Raw genomic sequence first — 25,925 nt, forward strand, 5'->3', positions numbered from 1 at the left:
CGGGCAGCGCTCAGCGCGTGAGGCGCCGTTCGAGCCAGGCCCGCTCCGCGGGGTTCTCGGCCAGCGACAGCGCGGCCGTGTACTCCTGCCGGGCCTCCGCGTCCCTGCCCAGCCGGCGCAGCAGGTCGGCGCGGACCGCGTGGAGGACGTGGTAGCCGTCGAGGGCGAGGCCGTCCACGAGGTCGAGGGCCGGCTGGGGGCCCTCGACCTCGGCCACGGCGACCGCCCGGTTCAACGCCACGACCGGGCCGGGGGCCAGCACCGTCAGCTGGTCGTACAGCCGGAGGATCTGCCCCCAGTCGGTCGGCGGTGCGTCGCTGTGCACGGCCTGGATGGCCGCCTGGATCTGGTACGGCCCCGTCTGGTTGCGGCGCAGACACCGTCGTACGAGAGCGTGCCCCTCGGCCACGAGCGCGCGGTCCCAGCGGTCCCGGTCCTGCTCGGGCAGCGGCACGAGGACACCGTCGGTGTCCTCCCGCGCCTCCCTGCGGGACTCGACGAGCAGCATCAGGGCGAGCAGGCCCGTGGCCTCGGGCTCGTCCGGCATCAGCTCGGTCAGCAGCCGGCCGAGGCGGATCGCCTCCGCGCACAGGTCGGCCGGGCCCTCGTTGAAGATCAGGTAGATGACGGCGAGCACGCCCTTGAGCCGGTCCGGGAGGTCGGCGTCGCGCGGCACACGGTACGGGATGCGGGCGTCACGGATCTTCGCCTTGGCGCGGACCAGACGCTGGGCCATGGTCGGCTCGGGCACCAGGAAGGCACGGGCGATCCGGGATGTGGTGAGTCCGCCGAGGAGGCGCAGGGTCAGGGCGACCTGCGCCTGGCGTGCCAGGGCCGGGTGGCAGCAGGTGAAGATCAGTCGGAGCCGGTCGTCGCGCACGGGGCCCTCCTCGGGCGGTGCGTCGGGAGTGTGCAGCAGGGCGGCCTCGGCGTGTCTGTGGTCCCGGGTGGCCTCACGGCGCAGCCGGTCGATCGCCCGGTTGCGGGCGGTCGTGATGATCCAGCCCGCCGGACTCGGTGGCACACCGGTCTCGGGCCAGCGCTGGACGGCCGTGGTGAAGGCGTCCTGGACGGCCTCCTCGGCGAGGTCGATGTCACCGAGGACGCGGACCAGGACGGCGACTGCGCGGCCGTACTCCGCGCGGAAGACGGCCTCGACGTCGACGGTTTCCGGTGTCACTCCTCCGCCTGGTGCAGGAAGGGGCGCACCTCGATGGGCAGGGTGGTGGCCCAGGTGGCCTTCCTGCCCCACTCCAGGGCGGCGTCCAGGTCGGGGGCCTTGATCAGACAGATGCCGCCCAGGTACTCCTTGCCCTCGGCGTACGGCCCGTCGGTGATCAGGACGTCGCCGTCGTTCGGGCGCAGCACGGTGGCCGTCTCGGGGCCGTGCAGCCCGCCGGCGAAGACCCAGGCGCCCGCCTCGCGCAGTTCGTCGTGGAAGGTGTCGAGGTTGCGGACGATCTCCGCCATGGCCTCGGGTCCGGGCGGCGTGCCGTCGGCCGGTGTGATCACGCTGAGCAGGTAGTACTGCATGACGTCCTCCTTGGCTCGTGGGGTGCTCTCACCTCCTACACGAACGGCACACCCCAGGATCGACACCGCGCACGACCGGATCGGGAGAATCTTTTCCATGACCACCTCGCCTGACGCTCTGCTCGCCCGCACCCAGGAGCTCGCCGACACCCTCCTCGCGCCGGACGCGGCGCGGGTCGACCAGGCAGAGGTGCCCGCGCGTCACCTCGACGCGATCCGGCGGGCGGGCGTGCTCGGGGTGAGCGCGCCCGAGGCGTACGGCGGGGCGGACGCCTCGGACGCGGTCGCGCGGGAGATCCAGGAGATCCTCGCCGGGGCATGCGGCTCCACCTGGTTCGTGCAGACCCAGCACCACACGCCGGTGCGTATGCTGGCGAAGTCCCGACTCCCGGTGCGGGAAAGGCTGTTGCGCCCCTTGGCGTCGGGCGAGTTGCTCGCCGGGATCGCGTACGCCCATGTCCGCGCCTTCCCCCGGGTCCCCGTGCGGGCGACCGCGGATGGCGACGGCTGGCGGTTCGACGGAACCGTGCCCTGGTACACGGGCTGGGGTCTCAACGACGTGATGCTGCTCGCGGGCGTGACGGACTCCGCGGAGATCGTGTTCGCGTTCGCCGACGCGCGCGAGCAGCACGGCGTGCGCGCGTCGGAGCCGATGCGGCTCGCCGCGTTCACGGCCGCCCGTACGGTCTCCCTGGAGCTGGACGGCCTGTGGCTGCCCGAGACGTCGGTGGTGCTGCGCACCCCGCAGGAGAAGTTCGCCCTCCTCGACATCCCCCGCAGCACCAACACCTCCCCGGCCGTCTTCGGGGTGACGTACGCCGCGCTGCGCGTGCTGGAGACCAGCGGCGAGGCGGAGACGGCCGGTGCGCTGCGCGCCCGGGTCGAGGAGGTGCGCCGGGCGGCGTACGGGCTGGCCGACCACCCCGTCGCGCACGAGCACGTCGAGGAGCGGCTCGCCCTCAGGACACGCGCGTACGACCTGATGCGGGCGGCCACGACGGCGGCGGTCGTGGCCGGCGGCGGCCGCACCATGGACCTGCGCAACCCGGCCCAACGCCTGGCCCGCGAGGGGATGTTCCTGCTCATCCAGGGGCAGACGTCGGTCGTGCGGAAGGCACATCTCGACGCTCTGGCGCAGGGCTAGTCCAGGAAGTCCAGCAGAGCGGCCGTCAGTTCCGCCGGCGTGTCCTCCTGTACGAGGTGACCGGCGCCCGGGATCAGTTCGAGCCGCGCGTGCGGGATGCGGGCGGCGAGTTCGTGGCCCTTGGCGACGGGGATCCAGGTGTCGTCCTCGCCCCAGCAGATGAGGGTCGGTACGGCGATCTCGCCGTACCGGTCCTCGACTTCGTCGGTGTGACGCTGGTCGGCCTGGGCGATCTGCCGGTAGAAGGCGGCCTGTCCGGGGTCGCCGAGCCAGGGCTGGACGAGCCGGTCGAGGACGGCGGGGTGCAGCCCAGGGTTGCTGGCGGAGGTCACGTACTCGCGCACGAGGGCCCGGTGCAGCGCGGGCGGGAGTTGCTCGAAGACGTCCGAGGACTTGCCGACGAGCCGGAAGAACGGCGAACCCCAGGGGGCGAGGGCGACCGGGTCGATCAGCGTGAGCGAGCGGTAGCGGGCGCCGTGCAGCAGATGTGCGCGCAGGGACACCGCACCGCCGAAGTCATGAGCCACGACCCGGGGTTCGGCCAGGCCCCAGTGCTCCAGAAGCTCGGTGAAGACCTTCCCCTGGGCCGCCAGGGAGACATCCTGCCCGGCGGACATCCGAGAGGTCCCGTACCCGGGCATGTCCCACACGAACACCTCGTACCGGCGGGCGAGCGAACGGGCCACGGCACGCCACACGTAGGAGGAGAAGGGCGTGCCGTGGTTGAGGACGACGGCTGCGCGACCGGGCTCCCCGAGGCTGTCCCAGCGGACCTCCCCGGACGCGCTGCGGTAGGTCCTGGTCAGCTGCCACTCAGCCACGGATTCGCTCCTCTCGACGCGCGCGCCCGGCAGACCGTCGGCCTCAGCTCGCGAACGGCACCTGTGCCGAAGGTGTGGCCTCCTTCCCGGCCGGGTGGCGCCACAAACCCTGCGCGGCCAGGCGCGGGAGAACTCCCTCACCGAACCAGTACGCCTCCTCCAGGTGCGGGTAGCCGGAGAGGACGAACTCGTCGATGCCGAGGGCGTGGTACTCCTTGATCCGCTCGGCGACCTCGTCGTGGCTGCCGACCAGGGCGGTGCCCGCGCCGCCGCGGACCAGGCCGATGCCGGCCCAGAGGTTGGGGTGGATCTCCAGGCCGTCGCGGTTGCCGCCGCCGTGCAGGGCGAGCATCCGCTGCTGGCCCTCGGACTCGCTGCGGGCGAGCCCGGCCTGAACGGACTTCACCGTCTCGGGGTCGAAGCCGTCGAGGAGCCGGTTCGCCTCGGCCCACGCCTCCTCGGCGGTGTCGCGGGTGATGACGTGCAGCCGGATGCCGAAGCGGAGAGTGCGGCCGTGCCGCGCCGCCAGGCCTCGGACCCACGCGATCTTCTCCGCCACCTGCGCGGGCGGCTCGCCCCAGGTGAGGTAGACGTCCACGTGCTTGGCCGCGACCTCCCCGGCGATGGGCGAGGAGCCCCCGAAGTAGACCTCGGGCACCGGGTCGGGCACCCGGGCCAGCCGCGCGTCCTCGACCCGGAGGTGCTCCCCCTTCAGGTCGACGGTCTCGCCGTCCCACAACGCCCGTACGACCTCCAGGAACTCGTCGGTACGGCGGTAGCGGCCGTCCTTGTCGAGGAAGTCGCCGTAGGCCCGCTGCTCGTGGCTCTCACCACCGGTGACGACGTTCAGCAGGAGCCGTCCGCCGGACTGCCGCTGGAAGGTGGACGCCATCTGCGCGGCGAGCGTGGGCGAGACGAAGCCGGGGCGGAAGGCGACCAGGAACTTCAGGCGCTCGGTGTGCTGGCTGACCATCGCGGTCGTCAGCCACGCGTCCTCGCACCAGGCTCCGGTCGGCGTGAGCGCGCCGACGAAGCCGAGGTCCTCGGCGGCGCGGGCGATCTGGCTCAGATAGGCCACCGTCGGCGGCCGGTCCCGTCCGGAGACGGTGGCCGGGGTGCCGTGGCCGCCGCCGACGACGTGCCGGCTGTCGCCGTTGGTGGGCAGGAACCAGTGGAAGGTGAGGGACACGTGGGGGTCTCCGATCGATGGGCTACAGCAGACCGTGCCGGGGTGGCCGGGTGCCGTTGAGCACGTACCGGCCGATGTGCTGGATCTTCCAGCGGGTCGGGTCGTGCAGGGTGTGGGTGCGGGCGTCGCGCCAATACCGGTGCAGGTTGAGGGAGTTGAGAGCGGAGCGGGTGCCCGACACCTCGAAGAGCGCGCTCGCCACCTCCACGGCGGCGTTCGCGGCCTGCACCTTGGCGGCGGCCACCGCGATGGACGCCTCGGCGGCGGAGTCGTCGGTGAGTTCGGCCCGGGCGGCCTCCACCGTGCGGGCCGCCTCGCGCAACAACGCTTCCGCCGCACGCACTTGCACGGCCAGCTCGCCGAACCGCTGGATCAGCAGCGGATCCTCGGCCGCCGTCTCCAGGCCGCTCTCGAACCACGGCCGGCTCTTGGTCCGCACGAACTCCGCCGCTTCCGCCAGCGCTCCTCCGGCGATCCCCGCGTCGATGGCTGCGTGCAGCAACTGGGCCACCGCGCCGTGCAGTTGCGGGCCCTCGAAGGTGAGGTGATGAGGAAGGACCCGGTCGGCCGGGACCTCCACACCGTCGAGCCGGACGGTACCGCTGGCGGTCGTGCGCTGGCCGAGACCGTCCCAGTCGTCGACCACCGTCACGCCCGCGGCGTCCCGCGGCACGTACGCGACGTGGAGTGCGTCGCCCTCGGCGCGGGCGAGCACGGGGATCCAGTCCGCGAACAGGGCGCCCGTGGAGTAGTGCTTGACGCCGTCGAGGACGTACGAGCCGTCCGCCCGCGGTGTCAGGCGGGTGCGGATGTCCTGGACGTGCCGGGTGCCCGCCTCGGACTGGGCGTTGCCGAAGCGACGGCCCGCGAGCAGCTCGGCGAAGAAGAACTTCCGCTGCTCCTCGGTTCCCTGACGGCGGATCACGTTGACGTAGGCGAAGTGGCTCTGCGGGATCTGGGCGAGGCTGCCGTCGGCGGTGCCGAGCAGCCGGAAGATCTCGGCGAGCGTGGTCGCGCCGACGTCCGCCCCGCCGTGGTCGGCGGGGACGGTGACGGCGAGCAGGCCGGACGCGGAGAGCCGGTCCAACTCGGCGCGCGGCAGCCTGCGTTCGACGTCGCGTGCTGAGGCTCCCGCGCGGAACTCGTCGGCCAGGGCAGCCGCGACGGCGAGCGCCTCCGCGTCGTCGGCGATCACATGGGCGGTCATCGGGGCTCAGCTCGCCGCGGCCAGGACCGGGGTGCGGCCGAGGGCGGTCGAGAACTGGTCGACGACCTGGGCGAGGGCGTCGCGGGTGGTCGTGGCGACGCTGACGGTCCCGTCCTCGTGCACGGTGATGTCCTTGTCGAGGGTGAACCAGCCCTGGACGATGTGGGCGGCGCCCATGGAGTTGAGGACCGGCCGCAGGGCGTAGTCGATGGCCAGGACATGGGCGGTGCTGCCGCCGGTGGCGAGCGGGAGCACGGTCTTTCCGGTGAGGGCGTACTGCGGCAGCAGGTCGAGGAGGGCCTTCAGGACGCCCGAGTACGACGCCTTGTAGACCGGGGTGCCGACGACGACGCCGTCGGCGCGGGCGAACAGCTCGGTGGCCTCGACGATCGCCGGGTGCGCGAAGTCGGCGCCGAGGAGGGCCTCGGCCGGGATGGTGCGGACGTCGAGGGGGATCACCTGGTGGCCCTGGGCGGCGAGCCGCTGGTCGAGGTGGCGCAGCAGGCGGTTGGTGCGGGAGGAGGCGGAGGGGCTGCCGGAGACGGACAGGACGGTGGCCATGGGTCCTCTTTCGGGGAGACGTCCTTTGTCGGGACTGTCGAGGAGGCGGGGCGCCCCCGGTTCAGGCGGGGACGCCCCTGGGGAAGCGGTCAGGAGTACCAGGTGGGTTCGGGCAGTTCGCCTTCGAGGACCCAGCGGCCGACCTCGCGGCGCTTGTAGGCGACGGGGTCGTGGAGGGTGTGGGTGCGGACGTTGCGCCAGAACCGGTCCAGGCCCTCGGCGGTGGCCGTGGAACGGGCGCCCGTCACCTCGAAGATCCTGTGGGAGATCTCCAGGGCGACGTCGGTGGCGCGGGCCTTCACGGCCGCCACCCGTACCTCGAAGTCGCCGCGCGTCTGCTCGGTGACCGCGTCGGGGTCGTCGTGCAGCTTCTGCCCCTCGGCGGCGACGGCGTCGGCGAGCGCTTCCACGGCCCAGAGCTTGGCGGTGAGGTCGCCGTAGATGTCGATGACGTACGGCTCGTCGACCGCGCGCTCGTGTCCGCCGTGCAGCCAGGAGCGGGACTTGGTGCGGGTGTAGGCCGCGGCCGTCTCCAGGGCGCCGCCCGCGATCCCCAGGTAGAAGTTGACGAAGACCAGTTGGATGGTGGGGACGTTGAGGGTGTTGTAGGTGCGCGGCTGGAACTGCTTGTCGACGTAACCGGCCGCCGACGACCACGGCGTACGGACCCCGTCGAGGGTGACGCCGCCGCTCTCGGTGAGCCGCTGGCCGATGTTGTCCCAGTCGTCGTGGAAGGTGAGGCCCTCGCTGTCTGAGGGCACGATCGCGAAGACGTGGTCGTCGGTGCCTTCGAGGACGCCTTCCAGGACGGTGACGTCGGAGACCTTGCTGCCGGTGGAGAAGGTCTTGCGGCCGGTGAAGACGAGGTCGTCGCCGTCCTCGGTGACGGTCACGTCCTTGTCGCGCGGGTTGACGGCCCCGCCGAAGAACCAGCGGCCCCGCGCGGCCTCGGCCTCCACGTGCTCCCACTGTTCGCGGGTGCCGACCAGTCGGGCGGCCCAGTTCCACAGGTAGTGGTAGCCGAGGAGCTGGCCGATGGACCCGTCGGCCTTGGCGACCTCGCGGACGACCCGGTAGGCGGTGGGCCAGTCCTGGCCCGCGCCGCCGTGCTCCGTGGGGCCGAGCAGGGTGACGAGGCCGGCATCCTTGAGCAGCTGGACCTCGGCGTACGGGGTGGCGCCGGCCCGGTCACGGGCGGCGGCGTCGGTGGCGAGGACGGCGGCGACCTCGGCGGCGCGGGCGATCCAGTCCTGGGCGGTCTCGGGGGCGGGGCGGTGCTGCCAGTCGGTGTTCGTGACGGTGCTCATGTCGGGTGCCTCCTCAGACCTGGGCGGGGACGGACTCGGGGAGCTGGGCCTCCAGCTCGCGGACCAGCGGCAGCACGCGCTTGCCGAAGTACTCGACCTCCTCGTGGTAGTGCAGGAAGCCGAGGAGGAAGAGGTCGACGCCGAGCTTCTTGTAGGCGACGATCCGCTCGGCGATCTGCTCCGGGGTGCCGATGAGACCGGTGCGGAAGCCGTCGTTGTACTGCACGAGGTCCTCGAACGACGAGTCCTGCCACATGCCCTTCTTGTCGGCGGTGGACTGGCCCGCCTGCTTCACGGCGGCGCCGAAGCCCTCGACGGCCTCGGTGTCGGCCTTGGCGACGATCTCGCGCAGGGTGTCTCGGGCCTCGGCCTCGGTGTCGCGGGCGATGAGAAAGCCGTTGAGGCCGAACTTCGGTGCGGTGCGGCCGACTTCGGCGGCGGACTTGCGGACGTCGTCGATCTGCTCGACGACCCCGTCGAAGTCCTTGCCGTTGGAGAAGTACCAGTCGGAGACCCGGCCGGCCATGGCGCGGGCGGCGGTGGAGTTGCCGCCCTGGAAGATCTCCGGGTGCGGGCGTTCGGGGGTGTTGAGGGGCTTGGGCTTGAGGGAGAAGTCACGCAACCGGTAGAAGTCTCCGGCGAGTTCGGTGTGGTCCTCGGTCCAGATCTGGCGCAGGGCGCGGATGAACTCCTCGGAGCGGCGGTAGCGCTCGTCGTGCTCCAGCCAGGGTTCGCCGAGGGCGGTGAACTCGCCCTTGAACCATCCCGATACGACGTTGACGGCGAACCGGCCCTTGGACAGGTGGTCGGCGGTGGCGCCGAGTTTGGCGAGGACACCGGGGTGCCACAGGCCGGGGTGGACGGCGGCGATGACCTTCAGGCGCTCGGTGGCGAGGAGCAGGGCGAGGCTGAAGCTGGTCGACTCGTGCTGGAACTCGGCGCCGTAGCTGGCCATGTAGCGGACCTGACTGAGCGCGTAGTCGAAGCCGTTGTTCTCGGCGAGGACGGCGAGTTCGCGGTTGTAGTCGTAGCCCCAGTCGGTGCGCTGCTCGATCCTGCTGGTGACGAGTCCACCGCTGACGTTGGGGACCCAGTAGGCGAATTTGACGGGCTCTGCGGGCATGCGGAACTCCTGTTGCGGAATGTTTTCGGGCACGCCGAATTCAGGAAATGCGCGGGCGCGGTGAATTCAGGCGGGAAAACGGAGGGAACGCGGCGAATCTGTGGAGTGATCAGGCCGCGGGGCAACAGGAGGCGCTGGAAACCCGGGCGAGGTCGACATGGCGTCGCCGCGTGAGGTCCAGTCGCATCTTCATGCCGTCGATCGTCGCAGTCCTCGGCGAGAAGCGTCAAGGAGAACCCGACCGGTCTCGTATCCCGGACCATTGAATTTCACGAACGTGTGACAGGGAAACCCTTGAACGCGCCGGGAAACCACCCGCATTCTGCAAGGCGTGCGTACCGAACAGCTGGAATACATCGCGGCCGTGACACGGCTCGGTTCGCTGCGCCGGGCGGCCGAGGAACTGCGCCTTTCGCAGCCCGCGTTGAGCGAGACCGTGCGCAATCTGGAACGCGAGCTGGGTGTGGACCTCCTGGAGCGCAAACGCTCGGGCGCGACGATGAGCTCGGAGGGCCGGGAACTGCTGCCGCACATCATCAATGTGCTGGACGCGGTGGACCGGCTCAGGGCGGCGGCGGGCGAACAGCACCGCATCAGCCGGATGGTGCGGGTCGGCACGGTGAACGCGGCGACCGTGCCGCTGCTCATTCCGGCGGTGCGGGAGTTCCGCGCCACGCATCCGGTCACCCAGGTCGAGGTGGTCGGCGCCCAGCAGACCGACATCCAGCGGGCGCTGGACGAGGGCGGGTTCGATCTCGGGCTCGTCAACCATCTGGAGGGCGACGACGTCCCGGCCGGTCTGGAGGGCACGGAGTTGCTGCGGGGCCGCCCGGTGGTGTGCCTGCGTCCGGACAGTCCCCTCGCGGCACACGACGCGCTGTCGGTGGCCGATCTGCTGGAGGTGCCGCTCATCGCGATGCGCTCCGGCTATGTGATGCACCGCTATGTGCACCGGCTGCTGGAGGGGCGGGCGCCGTCGTTCTCGTACTCCACCGACGGCGCCGAGATGGGCAAGCTGATGGTCGCGGAAGGGCTGGGGGTGACGGTCCTGCCTGACTTCAGCGTGATCGACGATCCCCTCGTCCGCGGTGGTGTCCTCACCCACCGCCCGATCGCCGGGGACGCGACGCGGGTGCTGCTGATGCTGCAACGGCGCCGGGCGGACCCGGTGCCGCGTGCGGTGCTGGATCTGCACGAGGTGTTCGTGGCGCGGGCCCGGGCGCTGGGCGGCACCCTGTCGGCCCGCGCCTGAGCCCGGTCAGCTCCCCGCCCGCTCGTCCTCCCGGCCCGGCACCACCACGAGGAACGCGTCCGACTTCAGGTCCATCACGACCGTCGCCGGCTCGCCCTCCGCGCGCCGCCGTGCCGCGTACTCCTCCGCCGGCCACGATCCGCGCGGAGCGCCTGCCGGGAATCGCTCCAACACCTTCGCGCCCATAGCGGCGATCACCTCCGGCATCGATCTTCGGTTCGTCTTTTGGTTCGTCTTCGGTTCGGTACGACGGCGGTCCGCACCGCCGTCGTACTCTCCGGTTGCCCGGGAACCGCGCGGACACTCCGCCCGATGTCAGCCGGCCTCAACTCCCTCTCGCGGCTCGTCCGTCGGGAACGCCTTCGCCCCGGGCCACCAGGCAACGGGCCCGAGGTCGCGGGCCAGGGCGGGCACCAGCAGCGAGCGGACCACCAGCGTGTCGAGGAGTACGCCGAAGGCGACGATGAAGGCGATCTGCACCAGGAAGGCCAGCGGGATCACCCCGAGGGCGGCGAACGTCGCGGCGAGCACCACACCCGCCGAGGTGATGACACCGCCGGTGCCGACCAGTCCGCGCAGCACACCCTGGCGCGTCCCGTGCCGCAGGGCCTCCTCCCGTACCCGTGACATGAGGAAGATGTTGTAGTCCACGCCGAGGGCCACGAGGAACACGAAGCCGTACAGCGGTACGGAGGGGTCCGTGCCGCCGAAGCCGAGGACGTGTTCGAAGACCAGGGCCGAAACACCCAGCGTGGCCAGGAAGTTGAGCGCGACGGTCGCCACCAGCAGGACCGGCAGCAGCAGGGAGCGCAGCAGCACGGTGAGGATGACGAGGATGATCGCGAGGACCACGGGGACGATCAGGGTGCGGTCGTGTTCGGCGGTGCGCAGGGTGTCGTACTGCTGGGCCGTGTAGCCGCCGACCAGGGCGTCGGCGCCGGGCACGGCGTGCAGGGCGGTGCGCAGCCGGGCCACGGTGTCCTTGGCGGCGTCGCTGTCGGCGGCGGAGGCCAGGGTGACGTCGACGCGGACCCGTCCGTCGACGACCAGCGGGGTGCCGCCCGGCTGCCCGCTCTCGGTGACGCCGGCCGCGGCGGCGACGCCCTTCGTGGCGAGGGCGGTGTCGATGACGCGGTCCAGACGGTCGGCGTCGGCGATGACGACGGTGGGGTTGCCGGAGCCGCCCGGGAAGTGGCGTACGAGGGTCTGCTGGGCGGTCACCGAGGGGGCGTCGTCGACGAAGGTCTCGTCGAGGGGGACGCCCCGGGAGGCGAGGGTGGGTGCGAACGCGGCGCAGACCAGCAGCGCGACGAGGGAGCCCGCCCAGACCTTGCGGGGTGCCCGGTCCACCAGGGCGGCGACGCGCCGCCAGACGCCGTGGCCGGCGTCGGGGCGGGGGGCGGCGGGCCAGTAGGCGGCGCGGCCCAGCAGGACGAGCACGGCGGGCAGGAAGGTGAGCGTGCTGAGCACGGCGCAGCCGACGCCGATCGCACCGACCGGTCCGAGGGCCCGGTTGTTGGTCAGGTCGCTGATCAGCAGCGCGAGCAGCCCCAGGGCGACCGTCGCGCCGCTGGCCACGATCGCGCCCCACGACTGCCGCAGCGCGGCCCGTACGGCCGTGAACCGGTCCGGGTGGACGGCGAGTTCCTCCCGGAAGCGGGCGGTCAGCAGCAGGGCGTAGTCGGTGGCGGCGCCGATGACCAGGATCGACAGGATGCCCTGGACCTGTCCGTCGACGCGGACCACTCCGTGGTCGGCGAGCGCGTAGACGATCGCGCAGGCCAGGCCGAGGGCGAGGACGGCGCCGACGATGATGACGAACGGCAGGAGCAGGCTGCGGTAGACGAGCAGCAGGATCACCAGGACGGTGACCAGCGCCACGGCGAGGAGCAGTCCGTCGATGCCGGCGAAGGCGTCGGACAGGTCGGCCTGGGTGGCGGCGGGGCCGGCCAGCCGGACCGTGCTGCCGGGTACCCGCTCGGCGGCCGCGCGGATCCGGTCGAGGGTCTCGGGCAGCCGCTCCCCGAGGTCGGGGCGGAGCTGGACGACGCCTTCGAGGGCCTGGCCGTCCTTCGAGAGCAGCGCGGGCGACACGTCCCCGACCACACCCGCGGTGCCGGTGAGGGAGGCGAGCGCGCGTCCGGCCGTGGACCGCCGGTCGGCGACCTGACCTTCGTCCTCGTCGGTCCAGAGGACGATCACGGGCAGGGTCTCGTCCTGGCGGAAGGCGCGCTGGGCGGCGACGACCTCGGTGGACTCGGCGCTGCGGGGCAGGAAGGCCGCCTGGTCGTTGGTCGCGACCTCGCCGAGCCGGCCGGCGAAGGGGCCGAGGATCCCGCCGATGCCGAGCCAGACGGCGAGCAGCAGGAGCGGCACGAGGAAGCGGCCTCGGCGCGGGGTGAGGGACATGGTTCTCCAAGCGGTGAGCAGATGTCTCAGGTATCTCAATGACGGGTATCTCAATGGCAAAGAATCTCAATCATTGAACCTTCTGCTCACACCGGGTCCCCGGATGCGGCGGATCCCCCTGTTTTCCGCGGCGGCGAACCCGTGTTTTCCGCGGCGGCGGAACCCGCTCTAGCTGCCGTGCGGCGGCCGGAGCAGGGACAGCTCCTCGTTCATGGCCATGAGGAAGCGGGTGACGACCGTCAGCTCGTCCTCGGTGAAACGCTCCCGAGCCCCCTCGGCGGCCCGGGCCAGCGGCCGGAAATAGGTGCGGGCCGCCACCCTGGCGTCGGCGGCGTAGTACAGATGCACCACCCGCCGGTCGCTGCTCTCCCGGACCCGCCGGATGTGGCCCGCCCGCTCCAGCCGGTCGACACACGCCGTGACGGCCCCCGAGGTCAGCCCGAGGTGCTCCCGCAGCCGCCCAGGGGTCATCGGCTCGTCGGCGTCCAGGATCGCCGCCAGCGCCTGGACGTCGGTCGCGTGCAGCCCCTGATCGCCCGCGAACCCGTGGACCAGGCGGTTGATCTCACCGTTCATCCGGCGCAGCTGGACCGCCAGCGACTGGAGATCCGTCCCCGCGGGAGGACGGGGCCGTCCCGGTGCTGTCGCCTGCGGATTCGGTTCGTCTGCGGTGCCCACGCGAGAAGCCTATAGAAGCGGGCGCACCAGGAGACGACTGCATCCGGCACCGCCCCGCCCGTGGAAGTGATCACAGGGGACACGACATGAAAGGTCTGCAGCGGATGAACGACATGGACACCGGGCCGGCGCCGCGCTGTCTGGTGACCGGTGCGACGGGTTACCTCGGCGGCCGGCTCGTGCCCGAGCTGCTGGCCGCCGGGTACCGGGTGCGCTGTCTGGCGCGGTCCCCCGGCAAACTCCGCGACCAGCCGTGGTCGGCGGAGGTGGAGGTCGTACGAGGTGACGTCCTGGACGCCGGCGCGGTCGCCGAGGCCCTGCGCGGCACCGAGGTCGCCTACTACCTGGTGCACGCGCTGGGCACCGGCGACGCCTTCGAGGAGACGGACCGGCGGGCCGCCCGGATCTTCGGCGAGGGGGCCCGTGCCGCGGGCGTGCGCCGCATCGTCTATCTGGGCGGGCTCACCCCCGCGGACGTGCCCGAACGGGAGCTGTCACCGCATCTGCGGTCCCGCGCCGAGGTGGGCCGCATCCTGCTGGACTCCGGCGTCCCCACCACCGTCCTGCGGGCGGCGGTCGTCATCGGCTCGGGCTCGGCCTCCTTCGAGATGCTGCGCTACCTCACCGAACGCCTCCCGGTGATGGTGACCCCGAGCTGGGTGCGCACCCGCATCCAGCCGGTGGCGGTACGCGACGTGCTGCGCGCCCTGGTGGGCAGCGCCCGGATGCCGGCCGAGGTCAGCCGCGCCTTCGACATCGGCGGGCCGGACGTGCTGACGTACCGGGAGATGATGCTCAGGTACGCGGCCGTCGCCGAACTGCCGCACCGGCTCATCCTGACCGTGCCCATGCTCAGCCCCGGTCTGTCCAGCCACTGGGTCGGACTGGTGACGCCCGTACCGGCGTCCCTCGCCCGTCCGCTGACCGAGTCCCTGCGGCACGAGGTCGTCTGCCACGAGCACGACATCGCACGGTACGTGCCCGATCCGCCCGGCCACCCGATCGGCTTCGACGAAGCCGTCCGCCTGGCGCTGCGCCGGGTCCGCGACGCGCAGGTGGCGACCCGCTGGTCCTCGGCGTCCGTCCCGGGCGCCCCCAGCGATCCGCTGCCCACCGACCCGGACTGGGCCGGCGGCAGCCTCTACACCGATGCCCGGGAGATCGACGTCGACGCCCCGCGCGCCGCGCTGTGGCGCGTCATCGAGGGGATCGGCGGCGAGAACGGCTGGTACTCCTTCCCGTTGGCCTGGGCGCTGCGCGGTTGGCTGGACCGGCTGGTCGGCGGGGTCGGCCTGCGCCGCGGGCGCCGGGACGCGGCCCGGCTGCGGGTCGGGGACTCGCTGGACTTCTGGCGGGTGGAGGAGATCGAGCCGGGACGGCTGCTGCGGCTGCGCGCCGAGATGCGGCTGCCGGGGCTGGCCTGGCTGGAGATGAGCGTGCGGACCGACGCCGCCGGCCGCACCCGGTACCACCAGCGCGCCCTGTTCCACCCCCGCGGCCTGCTCGGGCACGTGTACTGGTGGAGCGTCTCCCCCTTCCACGCCCTCGTGTTCGGCGGCATGGCCCGCAACATCGCACGGGCGGCGGCCCGGGCACCGGCCGAGCCGCCGAACCGGCCCGTGCCTGTCCGCTGACCGCGATGTCCCGCCCGCACGGGTCGGCTTCGGCGTCTCCGCCCGCACGGGTCGACTTCGGCGCTCCGTCCTCACCCACGGACCTCGGCGCCTGCGTCCTCACCCGCTGATCGCGACGCCCCCTCCCTCATCCACTCCCCTCGACGCCCCCCGCCCTCCCTCACCCACTCCCCTCGACGCCCCCCGCCCTCCCTCACCCACTCCCCTCGACGCCCACCCCGACCCGACCGGCCCGCCCTCGCCCCTCCCGGAGCTCACGTCATGCCCGACGTCTCGATCGTCCTGTTCACCTCCGACCTCCGCCTGCACGACCACCCGCCGCTGCGGGCCGCGAACGAGGCCCGTCAGGTGGTGCCCCTGTTCGTGCACGACCGCGGTGTGACGGACGCCGGGTTCGCCGCCCCGAACCGGCTGGCGTTCCTCGCCGACTGTCTGCGGGACCTCGACGCGGGCCTGCGCGAACGGGGCGGCCGCCTGGTCGTCCGCGGCGGCGACGTCGTCGAGGAGGTCTGCAAGGTCGCCACCGAGACGGACGCCGACGAGGTGCACATGGCGGCCGACTTCAGCGCCTACGCCCACCGGCGCGAGCAGCGGCTCCGGCGCGCCCTGGAGGCGGAGGGCCGGCGCCTGCACGTCCACGACACCGTGACCTCGGCCGTCGCACCCGGCGCGGTGACGCCGGGCTCCTCCGACCACTTCGCCGTCTTCACCCCGTACTTCCGGCACTGGAGCGGCGTACGGCTGCGGGAGCCGATGGCCGCGCCGCGCGCGATCCTGGTCCCGGACGGGGTCGGCTCGGAGCAACTGCCCGCGCGCGACGGGCTGTCGGGGGTTTCGCTGGGGCTGGCCGCCGGTGGGGAGGCCGCGGGCCGGAGCCGGATGACGTCCTGGCTGCGAGGTGTCGGCGCGTACGAGGTCCGCCACGACGATCTGGCCGGCGACGCCACCTCCCGCCTCTCTCCGCATCTGCACTTCGGAACCCTCTCCCCGGTCGAACTGGTCCACCGGGCGCGCAGGACCGGCGGGCCGGGCGCCGCGGCCTTCGTACGACAGCTCGCCTGGCGGGACTTCCACCGTCAGGTCCTCGCCGCGCGCCCGGCCGCCGCGAGCACCGACTACCGCACGAAACACGACCGTTGGCGGTCCGGGCGGGCCGCCCGCGAGGACGTCGAGGCCTGGAAGGAGGGCCGCACCGGCTACCCGGTGGTCGACGCGGCGATGCGTCAACTGCGCCACGAGGGCTGGATGCACAACCGCGGCCGCCTCCTGACCGCGAGTTTCCTCACCAAGACGCTGTACGTCGACTGGCGTGAGGGCGCCCGGCACTTCCTGGAGCTGCTGGTCGACGGCGACATCGCCAACAACCAGCTCAACTGGCAGTGGATGGCGGGCACCGGCACGGACTCCCGCCCCAACCGGGTGCTCAACCCGGTCACCCAGGCCAAGCGGTACGACCCGGACGGCGCCTATGTACGGCGCTGGGTGCCTGAACTGGCGGACCTGGACGCCCCGTCGGTCCACGAGCCGTGGAAGCTGCGCGGCCTGGACCGGGCGGCGATCGACGCCTACCCGGACCCGGTCGTCGACCTCTCCGACGGCCTCGCCCGCTTCAAGCGGGCACGCGGACTCGACTGACGGGCGAGGCTCCGCAGGACACGCCCCTCAAGATCCGCTTCCGGCGGCGGCCAGCAGCTCGACCGCGTCCTTCAGGGCCGTCGGCCGCGGCATCTCGCGGGCCGCCGAGCCCGACCAGCCGGGGCCGCCGAGCATCACCACGGGCTGCCGACGGGCACCCTTCACACCCCAGCGGGTGGCGGCGACATGGCGGGCGAGCGGCAGGTTCGCGGTGGAGCGCGCCTGCGCCCACAGGAACACGGCCGTGGGCCCGAGACGCTGCACCGCGGCGGTAAGCGCCTCCCCCGGCACCGCCGCGCCGAACATCCGCGTGGGCAGGCCCAGTTCACCCAGCGCGGCGTTGAGGGCTTCGAGCGGCAGGGTGTGCTGTTCCCCGGGAACGCAGGCCAGGACGACGGGTCCGGCCACGGGCGCCTCCGCCCGCTGCGCGGCCGCGGGGGTGCTACGGCGCAGCGCGGTGGAGACATGCCAGGACAGCAGGTGCTCGACCTCGACGTAACGGTCGCCGGAGGACGCCCACTTGCGCCCCACCGCGTGCAGGGTGGGCATCATCACCTCGTGCCAGGCGGCGACGACGCCGTACTGTTCCACGGCGGCGCCGAGCAGACGGTCGACCGCGGGGGCGTCGAGCCGGACGGCGGCGCGGGCCAGCCCCCGGCACTCCTGGCGCACGTCCCCGAGCGGCAGCGTGCCGGCCGCCCGCGAGCGCGGCGACTCGGGGGCGGGGACCTGCGACGCCGGCCGCGGTGTGCCCGTATCGGAACGGGCGGCGCGGGCGGCTTCGGCGGGCGGTACCCCGGACGAGGTCAGCCGGCACATCGTCTCCAGGAGCCGGATGTCCTGAGCGCTCCAGCGCCGATGCCGTCCCTCGCCCCGCACGGCGGGCCCGATGCCGTAGCGGCGGTCCCACGAACGCAGCGTGGTGGGCGACACGCCGAGCCGCCGAGCGACCGCGCCGGTGGTGAGCGGCGCGTCGACGGTCCGGGAGGTCTGCTCGGACTGTTCCGCGGGGGCTCGGCGCGCGGACGACTCACTCATGACGCGACTATACGACGCAGAATCGACGCAAGTTGATGACCTTGGTCGCCGGCTTCCACGATGGATCCACCGCGGCCCTCGGGGAGAGTCGGTGCTTCCCGGGGGCCGTCACCTCCTGGCACACCTCTACACATAAAGGAAAAATAAGAGCAGAATGTACGCAGGCGGCGCTCACCGCACACCGCACCAGACGCGGTCAGCCTGCGAGTCAGAAGGAGACGAGTCATGGCCAACGTCTCGCCCACCAGAGGTGACATGACCAGCCACCCTGATGTTCCGGAAATGCGGGCGCGGTACGCCCGTATGCTCGGCGGTCGCGATGTGGCGCTCGTGGACGGACCGGTGTTCCTGCTCGGTCTGTACTGCGCCGTGTCCCCCTGGATCCTCCACTACACGACGAGCCAGCCCGCCCTCGTGACGCACAACCTCATCGTCGGCATCGCGATCGGTCTGCTCGCCCTGGGCTTCACCCAGACCCCCGAGCGCATGTACGGCCTGAGCTGGGCGTTCTGCGCGGTCGGCGTCTGGATGATCATCGCCCCGTGGGTGGTCGGCGACAGCCCGGACACCGGCGTCGCACTCAACAACATCATCATCGGCGGCCTCGCCGTGATCCTGGGGCTGTTGTGCACCAGCGCGGCGGCGAAGAGCACCCCGAGGACGTGACAGAACGGACGCAAGGACGAAAGGCCGGAGGGACGACATGACGGCCGGCCCGCGTCGAGCGGGCCGACCGCTTCCTGCGCCGCTCGGTCACCTTCGTGCGCCGCTCAGTCGCCCGGCACCAGCCACGGCTCCTGGGGCAGCGGACTGCCGGTCTCCAGCAGCGACTTGAGGTTGGACAGCACCGCCGGCCAGCCCTGGGACACATCGCTGAGCGCGCCCTCGTCGGGCAGGTCCTCGTGGGTCACGGTGAGGCGGACGATGTCGCCGTGCGGCTGGATGTCGAAGGTGACCCGGGAGTACTGGTCGTCCCGTCCCTCGTCCTCGGGTGCGGCCCAGCTGGTGACGAGGCGGTGGGGGCGGTCGCTCTCCACGACGGTGCCGATGACGTCGGCGACGCCTGAACCGTCCGCGCGGACGTGCTCCCAGCGCGAGCCCCGCTTCCAGTCGGAGACGTTGCGGTGGCCCCAGTAGGCCGCGGTGAGGTCCGCGTCGGTGAGCGCGTCCCAGACCTTCTCCGGGGTGCTCTGGATGTAGGTGACGTACACGAACGTGGGCTTGTCGGTCATGGCTTCCTCGGCTCGTCGTTTCACGGCGCCGAGCGCGCTCAGACGCGGGCGCTCGAACTTGTCGATCCACCGCTCCTGGAGCTCGTGGAGCGGCACCGGGTTGAGGTAGTGCAGCTTCTCCCGACCCCGCCGCACCGTGCTGACCAGGTTGGCGGCCTCCAGGACGGACAGGTGCTGGGTCACCGACTGGCGTGTCATGGCGATGCGCTCGCACAGCTCGCCGAGCGTCTGGCCGTTCTGCTCGTGCAGCCGGTCGAGAAGCCGCCTGCGCGTGTCGTCGGCCAGCGCCTTGAAGACCTGGTCCATCCCGGGATCGCTCTCTGACCGCACACCCAAAGTTAGGCAGGCAATTGCCTGCATGTCAATGTGGACCGATGTGAACGAGACCCCGGCCCCGGACCCGACCCACCCACGCCGAGCGCGTCACCAGGTCCCCCGAGCAGCTCCGCAGCGCGCCGCCCTCAGCGCACCAGTGCGTCCAGTTCCCGCCGGTGCAGGGTGCCCCACTCGTGCGCGGCCCGTACCTCCTCCACCGCCCCGCCCTCCCGCAGGGCGACCATGGCCGGCTCCCCGCGTTCCGCTGCGGCCTCGATGCCCTTCCAGCAGCGGTCCTGCCACCACAGGACCGCGTCCAGAAGCCCGGCCCTGTCGGTCAGGCCGTAGGCGTCGTGGACGAGTCGTATCCGGCGGGCGGTCTCGGCCAGGTCCGTCACGTTCGGTCCGAGGTCCAGGTACTGCCAGCAGACGTGTGCCACGTCGTGCACGCGTTCGCCGGGCGCCGCGAGGTCCCAGTCGACGAAGGCGAGCGGTCGCCATCGGGTGCCCTCGACGGCGTAGACGGTGTTCTTGGGCGCGAGGTCGTTGTGGCAGACGACGTCCCGGTCGCCGGCCAACGGCGTGCCGTGGGTGAGGTCGTGGAACTCCCGGACCAGCCGGGCGACCCGGACGAGAGCCTCGTCGTCACGAGCGGCGATCCGCTGCTCCGGGGTCACGGCCGCCCGCCCTGCCACATAACCGAGCGTCTCCCGGCCCTGCTCGTCCAGGCCGAGGAACCGCGGCGCACCCCGCCAGCCCCGCTTCTCGAAGAGTGTCAGCAGCTCGCGCGCGTACGCCGAGCGGGCCGACGGGGTGCGGCGCACGGTCGACCCGATCCGCACCGCCCCGCTGACGGCTCCGCCTTCCAGGTACGTCTCCTCCACGAAAAGAAGTATCGGGCCCTCGGCGCCGCCTGGCACGCTCCCCTCATGGATCACTCCGAGGTGCTGCTCATCGGCGGACGGGCCGGGGTCGGGAAGACCACGGTGGGCTGGGAGGTGTCGGCGCGGTTGCGGGGCGCGGAGGTCGCGCACGCCGTGATCGACGGGGACTTCATGGGGGCGGTGCACCCCGCGCCCGCCGGTGATCCGCACCGGAGCCTCGTCGCCGAGCGCAACCTCGCCGCGGTATGGGCGAATTACGCCGGGCTCGGGTATCGGCGGCTCGTCTACACCAACACCGTGTCCGTCCTCGACGAGGCCACCGGCATGTGGCGGCGGGTCATGGGGGACGACGTACGGATCGTACGGGTGCTGCTCACCGCCACCGACGAGACCGCCGGACAGCGCCTGGCCAGGCGGGAGTTGGGGTCCGAGTTGGAGCAAGAGCTGCTCGGCAGCGCGCGCAAGGCACGGCTGCTGGACGCGCGTGCGCCCGCCGACACCCTGCGGGTGGTGACCGACGGGCGCACGGTGATCGACATCGCGGCCGAGGTGGTGGCCTCGACCGGATGGGCCGCGGCGAGGATCAGCTGACGTTGAGCGCGGTGTCGTCGATGACGAACGACGTCTGGAGCGTGGAGCCCTCCGCGCCGGTGAACTTGAGGGTCACGGTCTGCCCCGCGTAGCTCGCCAGGCTGAAGCTGCGCTGGGTGTAGCCGCTGGCGGCATTGAGGTTGGAGTAGGTGGCCAGGGTGCCGAGGACCGTGCCCGAGCTGTTGAGCACCTGCACCTTGAGGGTGTCGTAGGCGGTGCTGGTGGTGGTCTCGGCGGTGTCGACGTGCAGATAGAAGCTGAGCGTTGCGGTGGTGCAGGCCGACGGGATGGTCACCGACTGCGCGAGGGTGTCGGTGTGGGCGGAGCCGTAGCCGTCCAGCCAGGCGTAGTACGAGCCCGAACGGGCGGACTGACTGCTGGAGTTGGTGATCACACCACTGCTGGCGCTCCAGGTGGTGCTGCCCGACTCGAAGCCGTTGTTGCCCAGGAGCTGGGCCGCGGTGCAGGTGGAACCGCCGCCACCACCGCCACCGCTGCTGCTGCCGCCGGCGAGCCATTCGGTGGCGTTGAGGGCGAGGGCGGCGTTGGTGGCGCCGGAGTCGTTCCAGCCGTCGTAGAGCGTGTTGCCCGACTGGCCCGTGTCGTCGTCGATGGGTGAGCTGTCGCCCCAGAAGGCGACCTTGCCGCTGCCGAAGGTGCTGGTGGCGAAGAACGCGCCGGTGTTGCCGGAGTAACCGGTGCGGTAGAGCAGGCCCTTGACCGAGGAGTTGTCGGCGGGCTTGAGCGTGGCCGTCGTACCGCTCGCGATCAGGCTCTTGGTGACCGTGCCGAAGGAGCCGTGCAGGACCGCGTTGCTGCTGTCGCTGATCGCGCTCGGGTAGTCGGAGCTGATGCTGAGGGAGTCGATGGAGAAGCCGAACGGGTCGGTGGAGTCGACGCTGTTGTTGGTCATCAGGTCGTTGAGGATCTCGACCGCGTCCTCGCCGTCGTTGTTGCGGTCGGCACCGGTGTGGTCGGAGATCATGAACAGACCGCCGCCGTTCTTCACGAAGTTCATGATCGCCGTCTTCTCGGCGGTCGTGAACAGCGTGTTGGGCTCCGGGAGGACGAGCGTGTCGAAGTTGGCCAGGTCCTGGGCGCCGGAGCCGCCGTAGGTGAGGCTGGAGCCGGACGGCAGTGTCTTCAGGCTGTAGTCGCCGGTCTTCTGCAGCGCGACGCCCCAGGAGGAGATCGCGCCGGTCCAGTCGGTCTCGGCGGACGGTGAGGCGTCCTGGCCCAGCGGGTCGGGCTGGCTGGTGGAGATGATCCAGTCGGCGTTGCCGGCCGTCTCGGCGTGGGCGTTGTCGAACAGGACGCGGTGGGGGGTGGCCGCGGCAGCCGGGGTCACCGTGACCGCCTGGACGGCGGCGCCGGTGGCCAGCAGGCCGAACACGGTGACGGCGGTGGTGAGTCTGTGGCGGGATCCGGGCAGCTGGGGCATCCGGCTTACCTCCGTGTGGGGTTGGGGCAGAAGCGGGTGCGGGGCCGGGCTACACGCGTAGACACAGGGCAGTTCTGCGCGCGTAGAACAGCGGTCGCACGACTGCCTGCGACCGTTGATTTGAAAGGTACATGGCACCCGTGGCACCGAACAGACGTCACTTCGAACACTGGGCCAACGCTTGACTCTGCGTTGGCCGTTGGTTGAAACGGCACGGACTGTCCTCGGCTCCCGGGGGCATTCGAACGAGTGCGGGGGCCTTGAGAGGAGGGGCTGAGATGGAGATCTCAGGAGTCATCAGCGCCATAGTGATCGGCATCGTCATCGGCATACTGGGCCGGCTCGTGATCCCGGGCCGGCAGCGCATCGGCATCCTGCTGACCATCCTCGTCGGCATCGTGGCCGCACTGCTCGGCTCGGCGATCGCGGCGGGGCTGGACGTGGCGGACACCAACGGCGTGGACTGGATCGAGTGGCTCATCCAGATCGGCCTCGCCGCGGTCGGCGTCGCCGCCCTGGACCGGACGAGGGCCCGCCACTGACCGGAGGCGAACGGTCGATAACTCGTTGCGGACACGGTCGGGCGGCAGCTAGCTTCGGCTGGCTCGCCGCCCGAACCGGACGGGGACGGACGTCCGTCCTCCCGCGTAGGGCTCAGGCCGGCTCGCCGCCCGAACCCGACCGTGACGGAGCTCCGTTGACTCTGCGTATCGTCCCACTGGCCGACCCCGCGCCCGGTCCGTCGAGCCGCCGTCTGGCCTGGCTCGCCTCCGCCGCCGACGGGGCACCGGTCGGATCCGCCTTCCTGCGGCTGTTCACCAAGGAGGGCCAGGAGCACCTCGCGGAGCTGGAGATCGCCGTGCACGCCACCGAGCGACGGCAGGGTGTCGGCACCCGGCTGCTGGACGCAGCGGTCGCCGTGGCCCGCGACGAGGGCCGACGGTCAGTGATCGCCCAGGCCGAACAGGGCTCGGCCGCCGACGAGTTCCTCACCGCGCGGGGCTTTCGCCGGGTGCTGGCTCTCACGTACGCCAGACTCACGCTCAAGGACGTCGACCTCGCCGCCATCACCGAACCGCCGCGTCCGGGTTATGAGTTGATCGAGTGGGACGGCACCGTCCCCGCCGAACTGGCCCAGTCCTACGCCGACTCGCGCCGGGCCATGGACGACATGCCCATGGAGGGCACCGACTACGGCACGGTCGTCTGGGACGTGGAGCGCGTGGTCGCCGCCGCCGAGGCCGTCGCCCGGCGTGGGGATCTGCTGCACACGGTCGCCGCGGTGGACGTCACGGACGGAACGATCGTCGGCTTCTCCGAGCTGGTCGTGCCGGGCGACGGGCTCGGGGACGGCCAGCACTACGGAACGGCCGTCCTGCCGGAGCACCGGGGCCGCGGACTGGCCCGCTGGATGAAGGCGGCGTCCGTCCGCCGGGCCCGGGAGCGGCACCCGGATCTCGCCGGGCTGCTCACCGACACCGCGGACAGCAACGCACCCATGCTCGCCGTCAACGCGTCCCTCGGATACGTGCCCACGCACCAGGCGGTGGAGTACCAGCTGGACCTCTGAGTCAGCGTCGGCCCGCCCGCATCGCGGCGAGGCCCTCGCGGGCCGACGGGTACACCGGCGTCCAGCCCAGCTCCCGTTCCGCCTTTGCGATGGACACCCGCAGCGTCGACGCCATGATGGCGTGCGCGTACGACATCGGCCGCATCATCCACAGCGGCGCCGCCATCGGCTTCGGCACCCCGAACTCCTCGGCCACGGCGAGGAGATGGGCCCGGAACCCGAGGGGCGTGCGGTCGGCGACGTTGTAGGCCTGACCGGGGCGGCCGTGCTCGACGGCGGCGACCATCGCCCGGCCCGCGTCGCCCAGCTCGATCCAGGGCACGACATGGCCGTGGTCCGCGGGGGCGGGCAGTTGCCGCTTGCGCAGCATGGGCAGCAGGTTCTCGGTGCCGCCGGGGCCGTAGAAGGCGCCGTAGCGCAGGGCCACGCCGTCGAGGCCGGGGGCGTCGAAGGTCAGCTGCTCCTTGGTGCGCATGCCGGCGAGGTGCCGTTCGAACTCCGGGTTCGTGCCGCGCGGGCCGAAGGTGTCGTCCTCGGTGAGTTCGCGGTCGCCGTGGTCGCCGTAGCCGTAACCGAAGACCATCGACTCCGCGACGAAGCGGCGGGCGCCGGTGGCCCGCGCGGCCTCGATCAGATGGGCGGTGCCCTCGATGCGCAGGGCGTTGGTGGCGTACATGTCGCGGTGGCGCAGGGGCGCCTTGCTCAGGGCCGTCACCGCGTGGATGACCGTGTCGAAGTGGTGGCCGTCGACGGCGCGGAGCACGGCGTCGCGGTCCATGAGGTCGGCCCGCACCCCGTTGTCCCGGCCTCGGCCGAGCCCGGTGACCTTGTGGCCCGCCTCGGTGAGCGCGTGGGTGATGTGCCGGCCGAGGACACCGCTGGCGCCCGCGAGGAGGATGCTCTGGCTCCGGCCGCTGTGGTCGCTCTGGTTCGTCGTCATGTCTCTGCGACGGATCGGGGCGGCGCGGATGTGACATCCCCGCTCATGTGTGCTGGGTCACGGCGTGTAGAGGTAGGGCGTGGTGGTCGTCAGGGGCTCGAAGCCGAGGCGCTCCAGGATGGGGCGGCTGGTGCTCATGGCGTCGACCTGGAGGTAGCGGTAGCCGCGCTCCACGGCCTCGCGGGCCCGTACGGCGACCAGGGCGCGGTAGATGCCGCGCCCGCGCCAGGCCTCGACGGTGCCGCCGCCCCACAGACCGGCGAACCGGGTGCCGGGCACCAGCTCCATCCGGGCGGCGCTGACGGGCGTGTCCCCGGCCAGGGCGACGACGGCGACCACGGTGTCCGGGTCGGCGGTGAGCTGGGCGAGCAGCTGGTGGCGCAGCCGGGTGCTGTCGGTGCCGAAGGCGGCCTCGTGCACGTCGGCCACGAGGTCGACGCCCGCCTGGTCGGTGACCGGCAGGATCCGGATGCCCTCGGGCGGCTCGGCGTCCAGGGTGAGGTCGTTGACCTCGCCGATCATCAGGGTCTCCTCGGGCTGCGGGGTGAACCCGGCTGTGCGGAGCCGCTGTCCGAGGTCCACGGGCAGATCGTGCCCGTAGAGCTTCCATTCGAACTCGTGGCCGAGCCCGGTGAAGTAGGCGATCTGTTCGGCGATGGCCGCGTCGGCGCCGCCGTCGTCGAGATCGGACCAGACCACGCCGTTCCAGCCCTGCGCGGTGGAGACCTGACGGACCACCTTCCCCGTCCGCTCGATCCGGGACTCCGGGCTGTCCGGCTGTGCGCCCTCGCGCATGTCCCGGTCGTACAGGGCGAGCACCGCGGCATGATCCATGGGTTCACTCCAGCACCAGGAGGCACCCGGGGCAACACCTTTACGGGCCATGATGGTGCGGGTGCGTCACCGGGACGCCCGGTCGAGGAGGGCCGTACGCCATGGTCGTGAAGGACGGGGAGCTGGCGTTTCTGCGCCGCTGTGTGGAGCTGGCCGCCGAGGCGCTGGAGGCCGGCGACGAGCCGTTCGGGTCGGTGCTGGTGGGCGGGGACGGGACGGTGCTCGCGGAGGATCACAACCGGGTGGCCTCCGGGGACCGCACCCGGCATCCCGAGTTCGAACTGGCGCGCTGGTCCACGGCCCATATGACGCCCGAGGAGCGGGCGGCGGCCACCGTGTACACCTCCGGCGAGCACTGCCCGATGTGCGCGGCCGCGCATGCCTGGGTGGGCCTCGGCCGCATCGTGTACGTGGTCTCCACCGAGCAACTGGTCGGCTGGCTGACGGAGTTGGGCGTGCCCTCGGCACCGGTGCGGCCCCTGCCGGTGCGGGAGGTGGCGCCGGACGTGGTGGTGGACGGGCCGGTGCCCGAGCTCGCGGAGGAGGTGCACGCGCTGCACCGCCGCTTCCACGGGCGGTGACGCCCC

Annotated in this window: 27 protein-coding genes; 9 read left to right on the forward strand and 18 right to left on the reverse strand. The window is 72.0% G+C overall.

Translation table 11 applies throughout. From position 1 onward, the window contains the following. Positions 1–10 precede the first annotated feature (10 nt). Entirely contained in the window at positions 11–1,180 is a 1,170-nt protein-coding gene (locus tag OG885_RS04970; protein WP_405726580.1) for an RNA polymerase sigma factor, read from the reverse strand. Continuing rightward, positions 1,177–1,533 carry a YciI family protein gene (locus tag OG885_RS04975; protein ID WP_405726583.1) on the reverse strand — a complete coding sequence of 119 codons (357 nt, stop codon included), beginning with the start codon at positions 1,531–1,533 and terminating at the stop codon, positions 1,177–1,179. The genes OG885_RS04970 and OG885_RS04975 overlap by 4 nt, the downstream gene beginning before the upstream one ends. A 97-nt stretch (positions 1,534–1,630) precedes the next feature. Between OG885_RS04975 and OG885_RS04980 the strand changes: the two genes are divergently transcribed. Continuing rightward, complete coding sequence (locus OG885_RS04980; protein ID WP_405726586.1) at positions 1,631–2,677, forward strand: acyl-CoA dehydrogenase family protein; 1,047 nt, start codon at positions 1,631–1,633, stop codon at positions 2,675–2,677. Here OG885_RS04980 and OG885_RS04985 read toward each other — a convergent pair. The 7 genes from OG885_RS04985 to OG885_RS05015 all read right to left on the reverse strand — a co-directional run bounded on the left by OG885_RS04985 (position 2,674) and on the right by OG885_RS05015 (position 9,078). After that, positions 2,674–3,498, reverse strand: a complete 825-nt coding sequence (locus OG885_RS04985) for an alpha/beta fold hydrolase (RefSeq protein ID WP_405726589.1) — start codon at positions 3,496–3,498, stop codon at positions 2,674–2,676. The two genes, OG885_RS04980 and OG885_RS04985, sit on opposite strands and share 4 nt — an antisense overlap. Positions 3,499–3,541: 43 nt before the next feature. Then, positions 3,542–4,687, reverse strand: coding sequence for an LLM class flavin-dependent oxidoreductase (locus OG885_RS04990; RefSeq protein WP_405726592.1), 1,146 nt, complete (start codon positions 4,685–4,687; stop codon positions 3,542–3,544). 22 nt (positions 4,688–4,709) lie between these two features. Then, positions 4,710–5,894 (reverse strand): SfnB family sulfur acquisition oxidoreductase, encoded by a 1,185-nt coding sequence (locus tag OG885_RS04995; protein WP_405726595.1) that lies wholly within the window; start codon positions 5,892–5,894, stop codon positions 4,710–4,712. A 6-nt stretch (positions 5,895–5,900) separates the two neighbouring features. Further along, positions 5,901–6,455 (reverse strand): NADPH-dependent FMN reductase, encoded by a 555-nt coding sequence (ssuE, locus tag OG885_RS05000; RefSeq protein ID WP_405726598.1) that lies wholly within the window; start codon positions 6,453–6,455, stop codon positions 5,901–5,903. Positions 6,456–6,544: 89 nt separating this feature from the next. Beyond that, entirely contained in the window at positions 6,545–7,762 is a 1,218-nt protein-coding gene (locus tag OG885_RS05005; protein WP_405726601.1) for an acyl-CoA dehydrogenase family protein, read from the reverse strand. A gap of 13 nt (positions 7,763–7,775) precedes the next feature. Further along, a complete protein-coding gene (sfnG, locus tag OG885_RS05010; protein ID WP_405726604.1) occupies positions 7,776–8,885 on the reverse strand; it encodes a dimethylsulfone monooxygenase SfnG in 1,110 nt (369 codons plus the stop codon). 109 nt (positions 8,886–8,994) lie between these two features. Next, on the reverse strand, positions 8,995–9,078 hold the full coding sequence (locus OG885_RS05015) for a putative leader peptide (RefSeq protein WP_356352894.1): 84 nt from the start codon (positions 9,076–9,078) through the stop codon (positions 8,995–8,997). 138 nt (positions 9,079–9,216) lie between these two features. On the opposite strand from OG885_RS05015, the gene OG885_RS05020 reads away from it, so the two are divergent. Further along, entirely contained in the window at positions 9,217–10,137 is a 921-nt protein-coding gene (locus OG885_RS05020; RefSeq protein WP_405726607.1) for a LysR family transcriptional regulator, read from the forward strand. Between the two features lie 6 nt (positions 10,138–10,143). Here OG885_RS05020 and OG885_RS05025 read toward each other — a convergent pair whose 3' ends face one another. The 3 genes from OG885_RS05025 to OG885_RS05035 all read right to left on the reverse strand — a co-directional run bounded on the left by OG885_RS05025 (position 10,144) and on the right by OG885_RS05035 (position 13,224). Further along, positions 10,144–10,344, reverse strand: coding sequence for a hypothetical protein (locus tag OG885_RS05025; protein ID WP_405726610.1), 201 nt, complete (start codon positions 10,342–10,344; stop codon positions 10,144–10,146). A gap of 108 nt (positions 10,345–10,452) precedes the next feature. Continuing rightward, on the reverse strand, positions 10,453–12,546 hold the full coding sequence (locus OG885_RS05030; RefSeq protein WP_405726613.1) for an MMPL family transporter: 2,094 nt from the start codon (positions 12,544–12,546) through the stop codon (positions 10,453–10,455). 168 nt (positions 12,547–12,714) lie between these two features. Further along, a complete protein-coding gene (locus tag OG885_RS05035; protein WP_405726616.1) occupies positions 12,715–13,224 on the reverse strand; it encodes a MarR family winged helix-turn-helix transcriptional regulator in 510 nt (169 codons plus the stop codon). Between the two features lie 86 nt (positions 13,225–13,310). Between OG885_RS05035 and OG885_RS05040 the strand changes: the two genes are divergently transcribed. After that, complete coding sequence (locus OG885_RS05040) at positions 13,311–14,858, forward strand: SDR family oxidoreductase (RefSeq protein WP_405726619.1); 1,548 nt, start codon at positions 13,311–13,313, stop codon at positions 14,856–14,858. 261 nt (positions 14,859–15,119) lie between these two features. After that, positions 15,120–16,493 carry a cryptochrome/photolyase family protein gene (locus OG885_RS05045; RefSeq protein ID WP_405726622.1) on the forward strand — a complete coding sequence of 458 codons (1,374 nt, stop codon included), beginning with the start codon at positions 15,120–15,122 and terminating at the stop codon, positions 16,491–16,493. A 27-nt stretch (positions 16,494–16,520) separates the two neighbouring features. Here OG885_RS05045 and OG885_RS05050 read toward each other — a convergent pair whose 3' ends face one another. Beyond that, entirely contained in the window at positions 16,521–17,531 is a 1,011-nt protein-coding gene (locus tag OG885_RS05050) for a MerR family transcriptional regulator (RefSeq protein ID WP_405726624.1), read from the reverse strand. Between the two features lie 225 nt (positions 17,532–17,756). Here OG885_RS05050 and OG885_RS05055 point away from each other — a divergent pair, with 225 nt between their 5' ends. Further along, the gene (locus OG885_RS05055; protein WP_399954872.1) at positions 17,757–18,197 is read left to right on the forward strand and encodes an SPW repeat protein; all 441 of its coding nucleotides are present in this window, start codon (positions 17,757–17,759) and stop codon (positions 18,195–18,197) included. A 104-nt stretch (positions 18,198–18,301) separates the two neighbouring features. Here OG885_RS05055 and OG885_RS05060 read toward each other — a convergent pair whose 3' ends face one another. After that, positions 18,302–19,069 (reverse strand): ArsR/SmtB family transcription factor, encoded by a 768-nt coding sequence (locus tag OG885_RS05060; RefSeq protein ID WP_405726628.1) that lies wholly within the window; start codon positions 19,067–19,069, stop codon positions 18,302–18,304. A 155-nt stretch (positions 19,070–19,224) separates the two neighbouring features. Then, positions 19,225–19,962 carry a phosphotransferase gene (locus OG885_RS05065; protein ID WP_405726631.1) on the reverse strand — a complete coding sequence of 246 codons (738 nt, stop codon included), beginning with the start codon at positions 19,960–19,962 and terminating at the stop codon, positions 19,225–19,227. A 45-nt stretch (positions 19,963–20,007) separates the two neighbouring features. Here OG885_RS05065 and OG885_RS05070 point away from each other — a divergent pair, with 45 nt between their 5' ends. After that, on the forward strand, positions 20,008–20,553 hold the full coding sequence (locus OG885_RS05070; RefSeq protein ID WP_405726634.1) for a hypothetical protein: 546 nt from the start codon (positions 20,008–20,010) through the stop codon (positions 20,551–20,553). On the opposite strand, the gene OG885_RS05075 is transcribed toward OG885_RS05070, so the two are convergent. Continuing rightward, a complete protein-coding gene (locus OG885_RS05075) occupies positions 20,546–21,994 on the reverse strand; it encodes a hydrolase (RefSeq protein ID WP_405726637.1) in 1,449 nt (482 codons plus the stop codon). The two genes, OG885_RS05070 and OG885_RS05075, sit on opposite strands and share 8 nt — an antisense overlap. 278 nt (positions 21,995–22,272) lie before the next feature. On the opposite strand from OG885_RS05075, the gene OG885_RS05080 reads away from it, so the two are divergent. After that, positions 22,273–22,536 (forward strand): GlsB/YeaQ/YmgE family stress response membrane protein, encoded by a 264-nt coding sequence (locus OG885_RS05080; RefSeq protein ID WP_405726640.1) that lies wholly within the window; start codon positions 22,273–22,275, stop codon positions 22,534–22,536. Positions 22,537–22,691: 155 nt separating this feature from the next. Then, positions 22,692–23,564, forward strand: coding sequence for a GNAT family N-acetyltransferase (locus tag OG885_RS05085; protein ID WP_405726643.1), 873 nt, complete (start codon positions 22,692–22,694; stop codon positions 23,562–23,564). Between the two features lies 1 nt (position 23,565). On the opposite strand, the gene OG885_RS05090 is transcribed toward OG885_RS05085, so the two are convergent. Next, a complete protein-coding gene (locus tag OG885_RS05090) occupies positions 23,566–24,504 on the reverse strand; it encodes an NAD-dependent epimerase/dehydratase family protein (RefSeq protein ID WP_405726646.1) in 939 nt (312 codons plus the stop codon). A gap of 57 nt (positions 24,505–24,561) precedes the next feature. After that, entirely contained in the window at positions 24,562–25,338 is a 777-nt protein-coding gene (locus OG885_RS05095) for a GNAT family N-acetyltransferase (protein WP_405726649.1), read from the reverse strand. A 101-nt stretch (positions 25,339–25,439) separates the two neighbouring features. On the opposite strand from OG885_RS05095, the gene OG885_RS05100 reads away from it, so the two are divergent. After that, entirely contained in the window at positions 25,440–25,919 is a 480-nt protein-coding gene (locus OG885_RS05100) for a nucleoside deaminase (protein ID WP_405726652.1), read from the forward strand. Positions 25,920–25,925 lie beyond the last annotated feature (6 nt).

Origin of the sequence: Streptomyces sp. NBC_00028 (assembly GCF_045041065.1) — a bacterium.
Taxonomy (GTDB): domain Bacteria; phylum Actinomycetota; class Actinomycetes; order Streptomycetales; family Streptomycetaceae; genus Streptomyces.

Excerpts from the sequence above, each read along its gene's own strand:
- OG885_RS05030 (WP_405726613.1), bottom strand. The coding sequence starts at position 12,546 with ATGTCCCTCACCCCGCGCCGAGGCCGCTTCCTCGTGCCGCTCCTGCTG.
- OG885_RS05100 (WP_405726652.1), top strand. The coding sequence starts at position 25,440 with ATGGTCGTGAAGGACGGGGAGCTGGCGTTTCTGCGCCGCTGTGTGGAG.
- OG885_RS05025 (WP_405726610.1), bottom strand. The coding sequence starts at position 10,344 with ATGCCGGAGGTGATCGCCGCTATGGGCGCGAAGGTGTTGGAGCGATTC.
- OG885_RS05050 (WP_405726624.1), bottom strand. The coding sequence starts at position 17,531 with ATGAGTGAGTCGTCCGCGCGCCGAGCCCCCGCGGAACAGTCCGAGCAG.
- OG885_RS05005 (WP_405726601.1), bottom strand. The coding sequence starts at position 7,762 with ATGAGCACCGTCACGAACACCGACTGGCAGCACCGCCCCGCCCCCGAG.
- OG885_RS05045 (WP_405726622.1), top strand. The coding sequence starts at position 15,120 with ATGCCCGACGTCTCGATCGTCCTGTTCACCTCCGACCTCCGCCTGCAC.
- OG885_RS05015 (WP_356352894.1), bottom strand. The coding sequence starts at position 9,078 with ATGAAGATGCGACTGGACCTCACGCGGCGACGCCATGTCGACCTCGCC.
- OG885_RS05055 (WP_399954872.1), top strand. The coding sequence starts at position 17,757 with ATGGCCAACGTCTCGCCCACCAGAGGTGACATGACCAGCCACCCTGAT.
- OG885_RS05060 (WP_405726628.1), bottom strand. The coding sequence starts at position 19,069 with ATGGACCAGGTCTTCAAGGCGCTGGCCGACGACACGCGCAGGCGGCTT.
- OG885_RS05080 (WP_405726640.1), top strand. The coding sequence starts at position 22,273 with ATGGAGATCTCAGGAGTCATCAGCGCCATAGTGATCGGCATCGTCATC.
- OG885_RS05075 (WP_405726637.1), bottom strand. The coding sequence starts at position 21,994 with ATGCCCCAGCTGCCCGGATCCCGCCACAGACTCACCACCGCCGTCACC.
- OG885_RS05070 (WP_405726634.1), top strand. The coding sequence starts at position 20,008 with ATGGATCACTCCGAGGTGCTGCTCATCGGCGGACGGGCCGGGGTCGGG.
- OG885_RS04995 (WP_405726595.1), bottom strand. The coding sequence starts at position 5,894 with ATGACCGCCCATGTGATCGCCGACGACGCGGAGGCGCTCGCCGTCGCG.
- OG885_RS05095 (WP_405726649.1), bottom strand. The coding sequence starts at position 25,338 with ATGGATCATGCCGCGGTGCTCGCCCTGTACGACCGGGACATGCGCGAG.
- OG885_RS04980 (WP_405726586.1), top strand. The coding sequence starts at position 1,631 with ATGACCACCTCGCCTGACGCTCTGCTCGCCCGCACCCAGGAGCTCGCC.
- ssuE (WP_405726598.1), bottom strand. The coding sequence starts at position 6,455 with ATGGCCACCGTCCTGTCCGTCTCCGGCAGCCCCTCCGCCTCCTCCCGC.
- OG885_RS05090 (WP_405726646.1), bottom strand. The coding sequence starts at position 24,504 with ATGACGACGAACCAGAGCGACCACAGCGGCCGGAGCCAGAGCATCCTC.
- OG885_RS05040 (WP_405726619.1), top strand. The coding sequence starts at position 13,311 with ATGAAAGGTCTGCAGCGGATGAACGACATGGACACCGGGCCGGCGCCG.
- sfnG (WP_405726604.1), bottom strand. The coding sequence starts at position 8,885 with ATGCCCGCAGAGCCCGTCAAATTCGCCTACTGGGTCCCCAACGTCAGC.
- OG885_RS04975 (WP_405726583.1), bottom strand. The coding sequence starts at position 1,533 with ATGCAGTACTACCTGCTCAGCGTGATCACACCGGCCGACGGCACGCCG.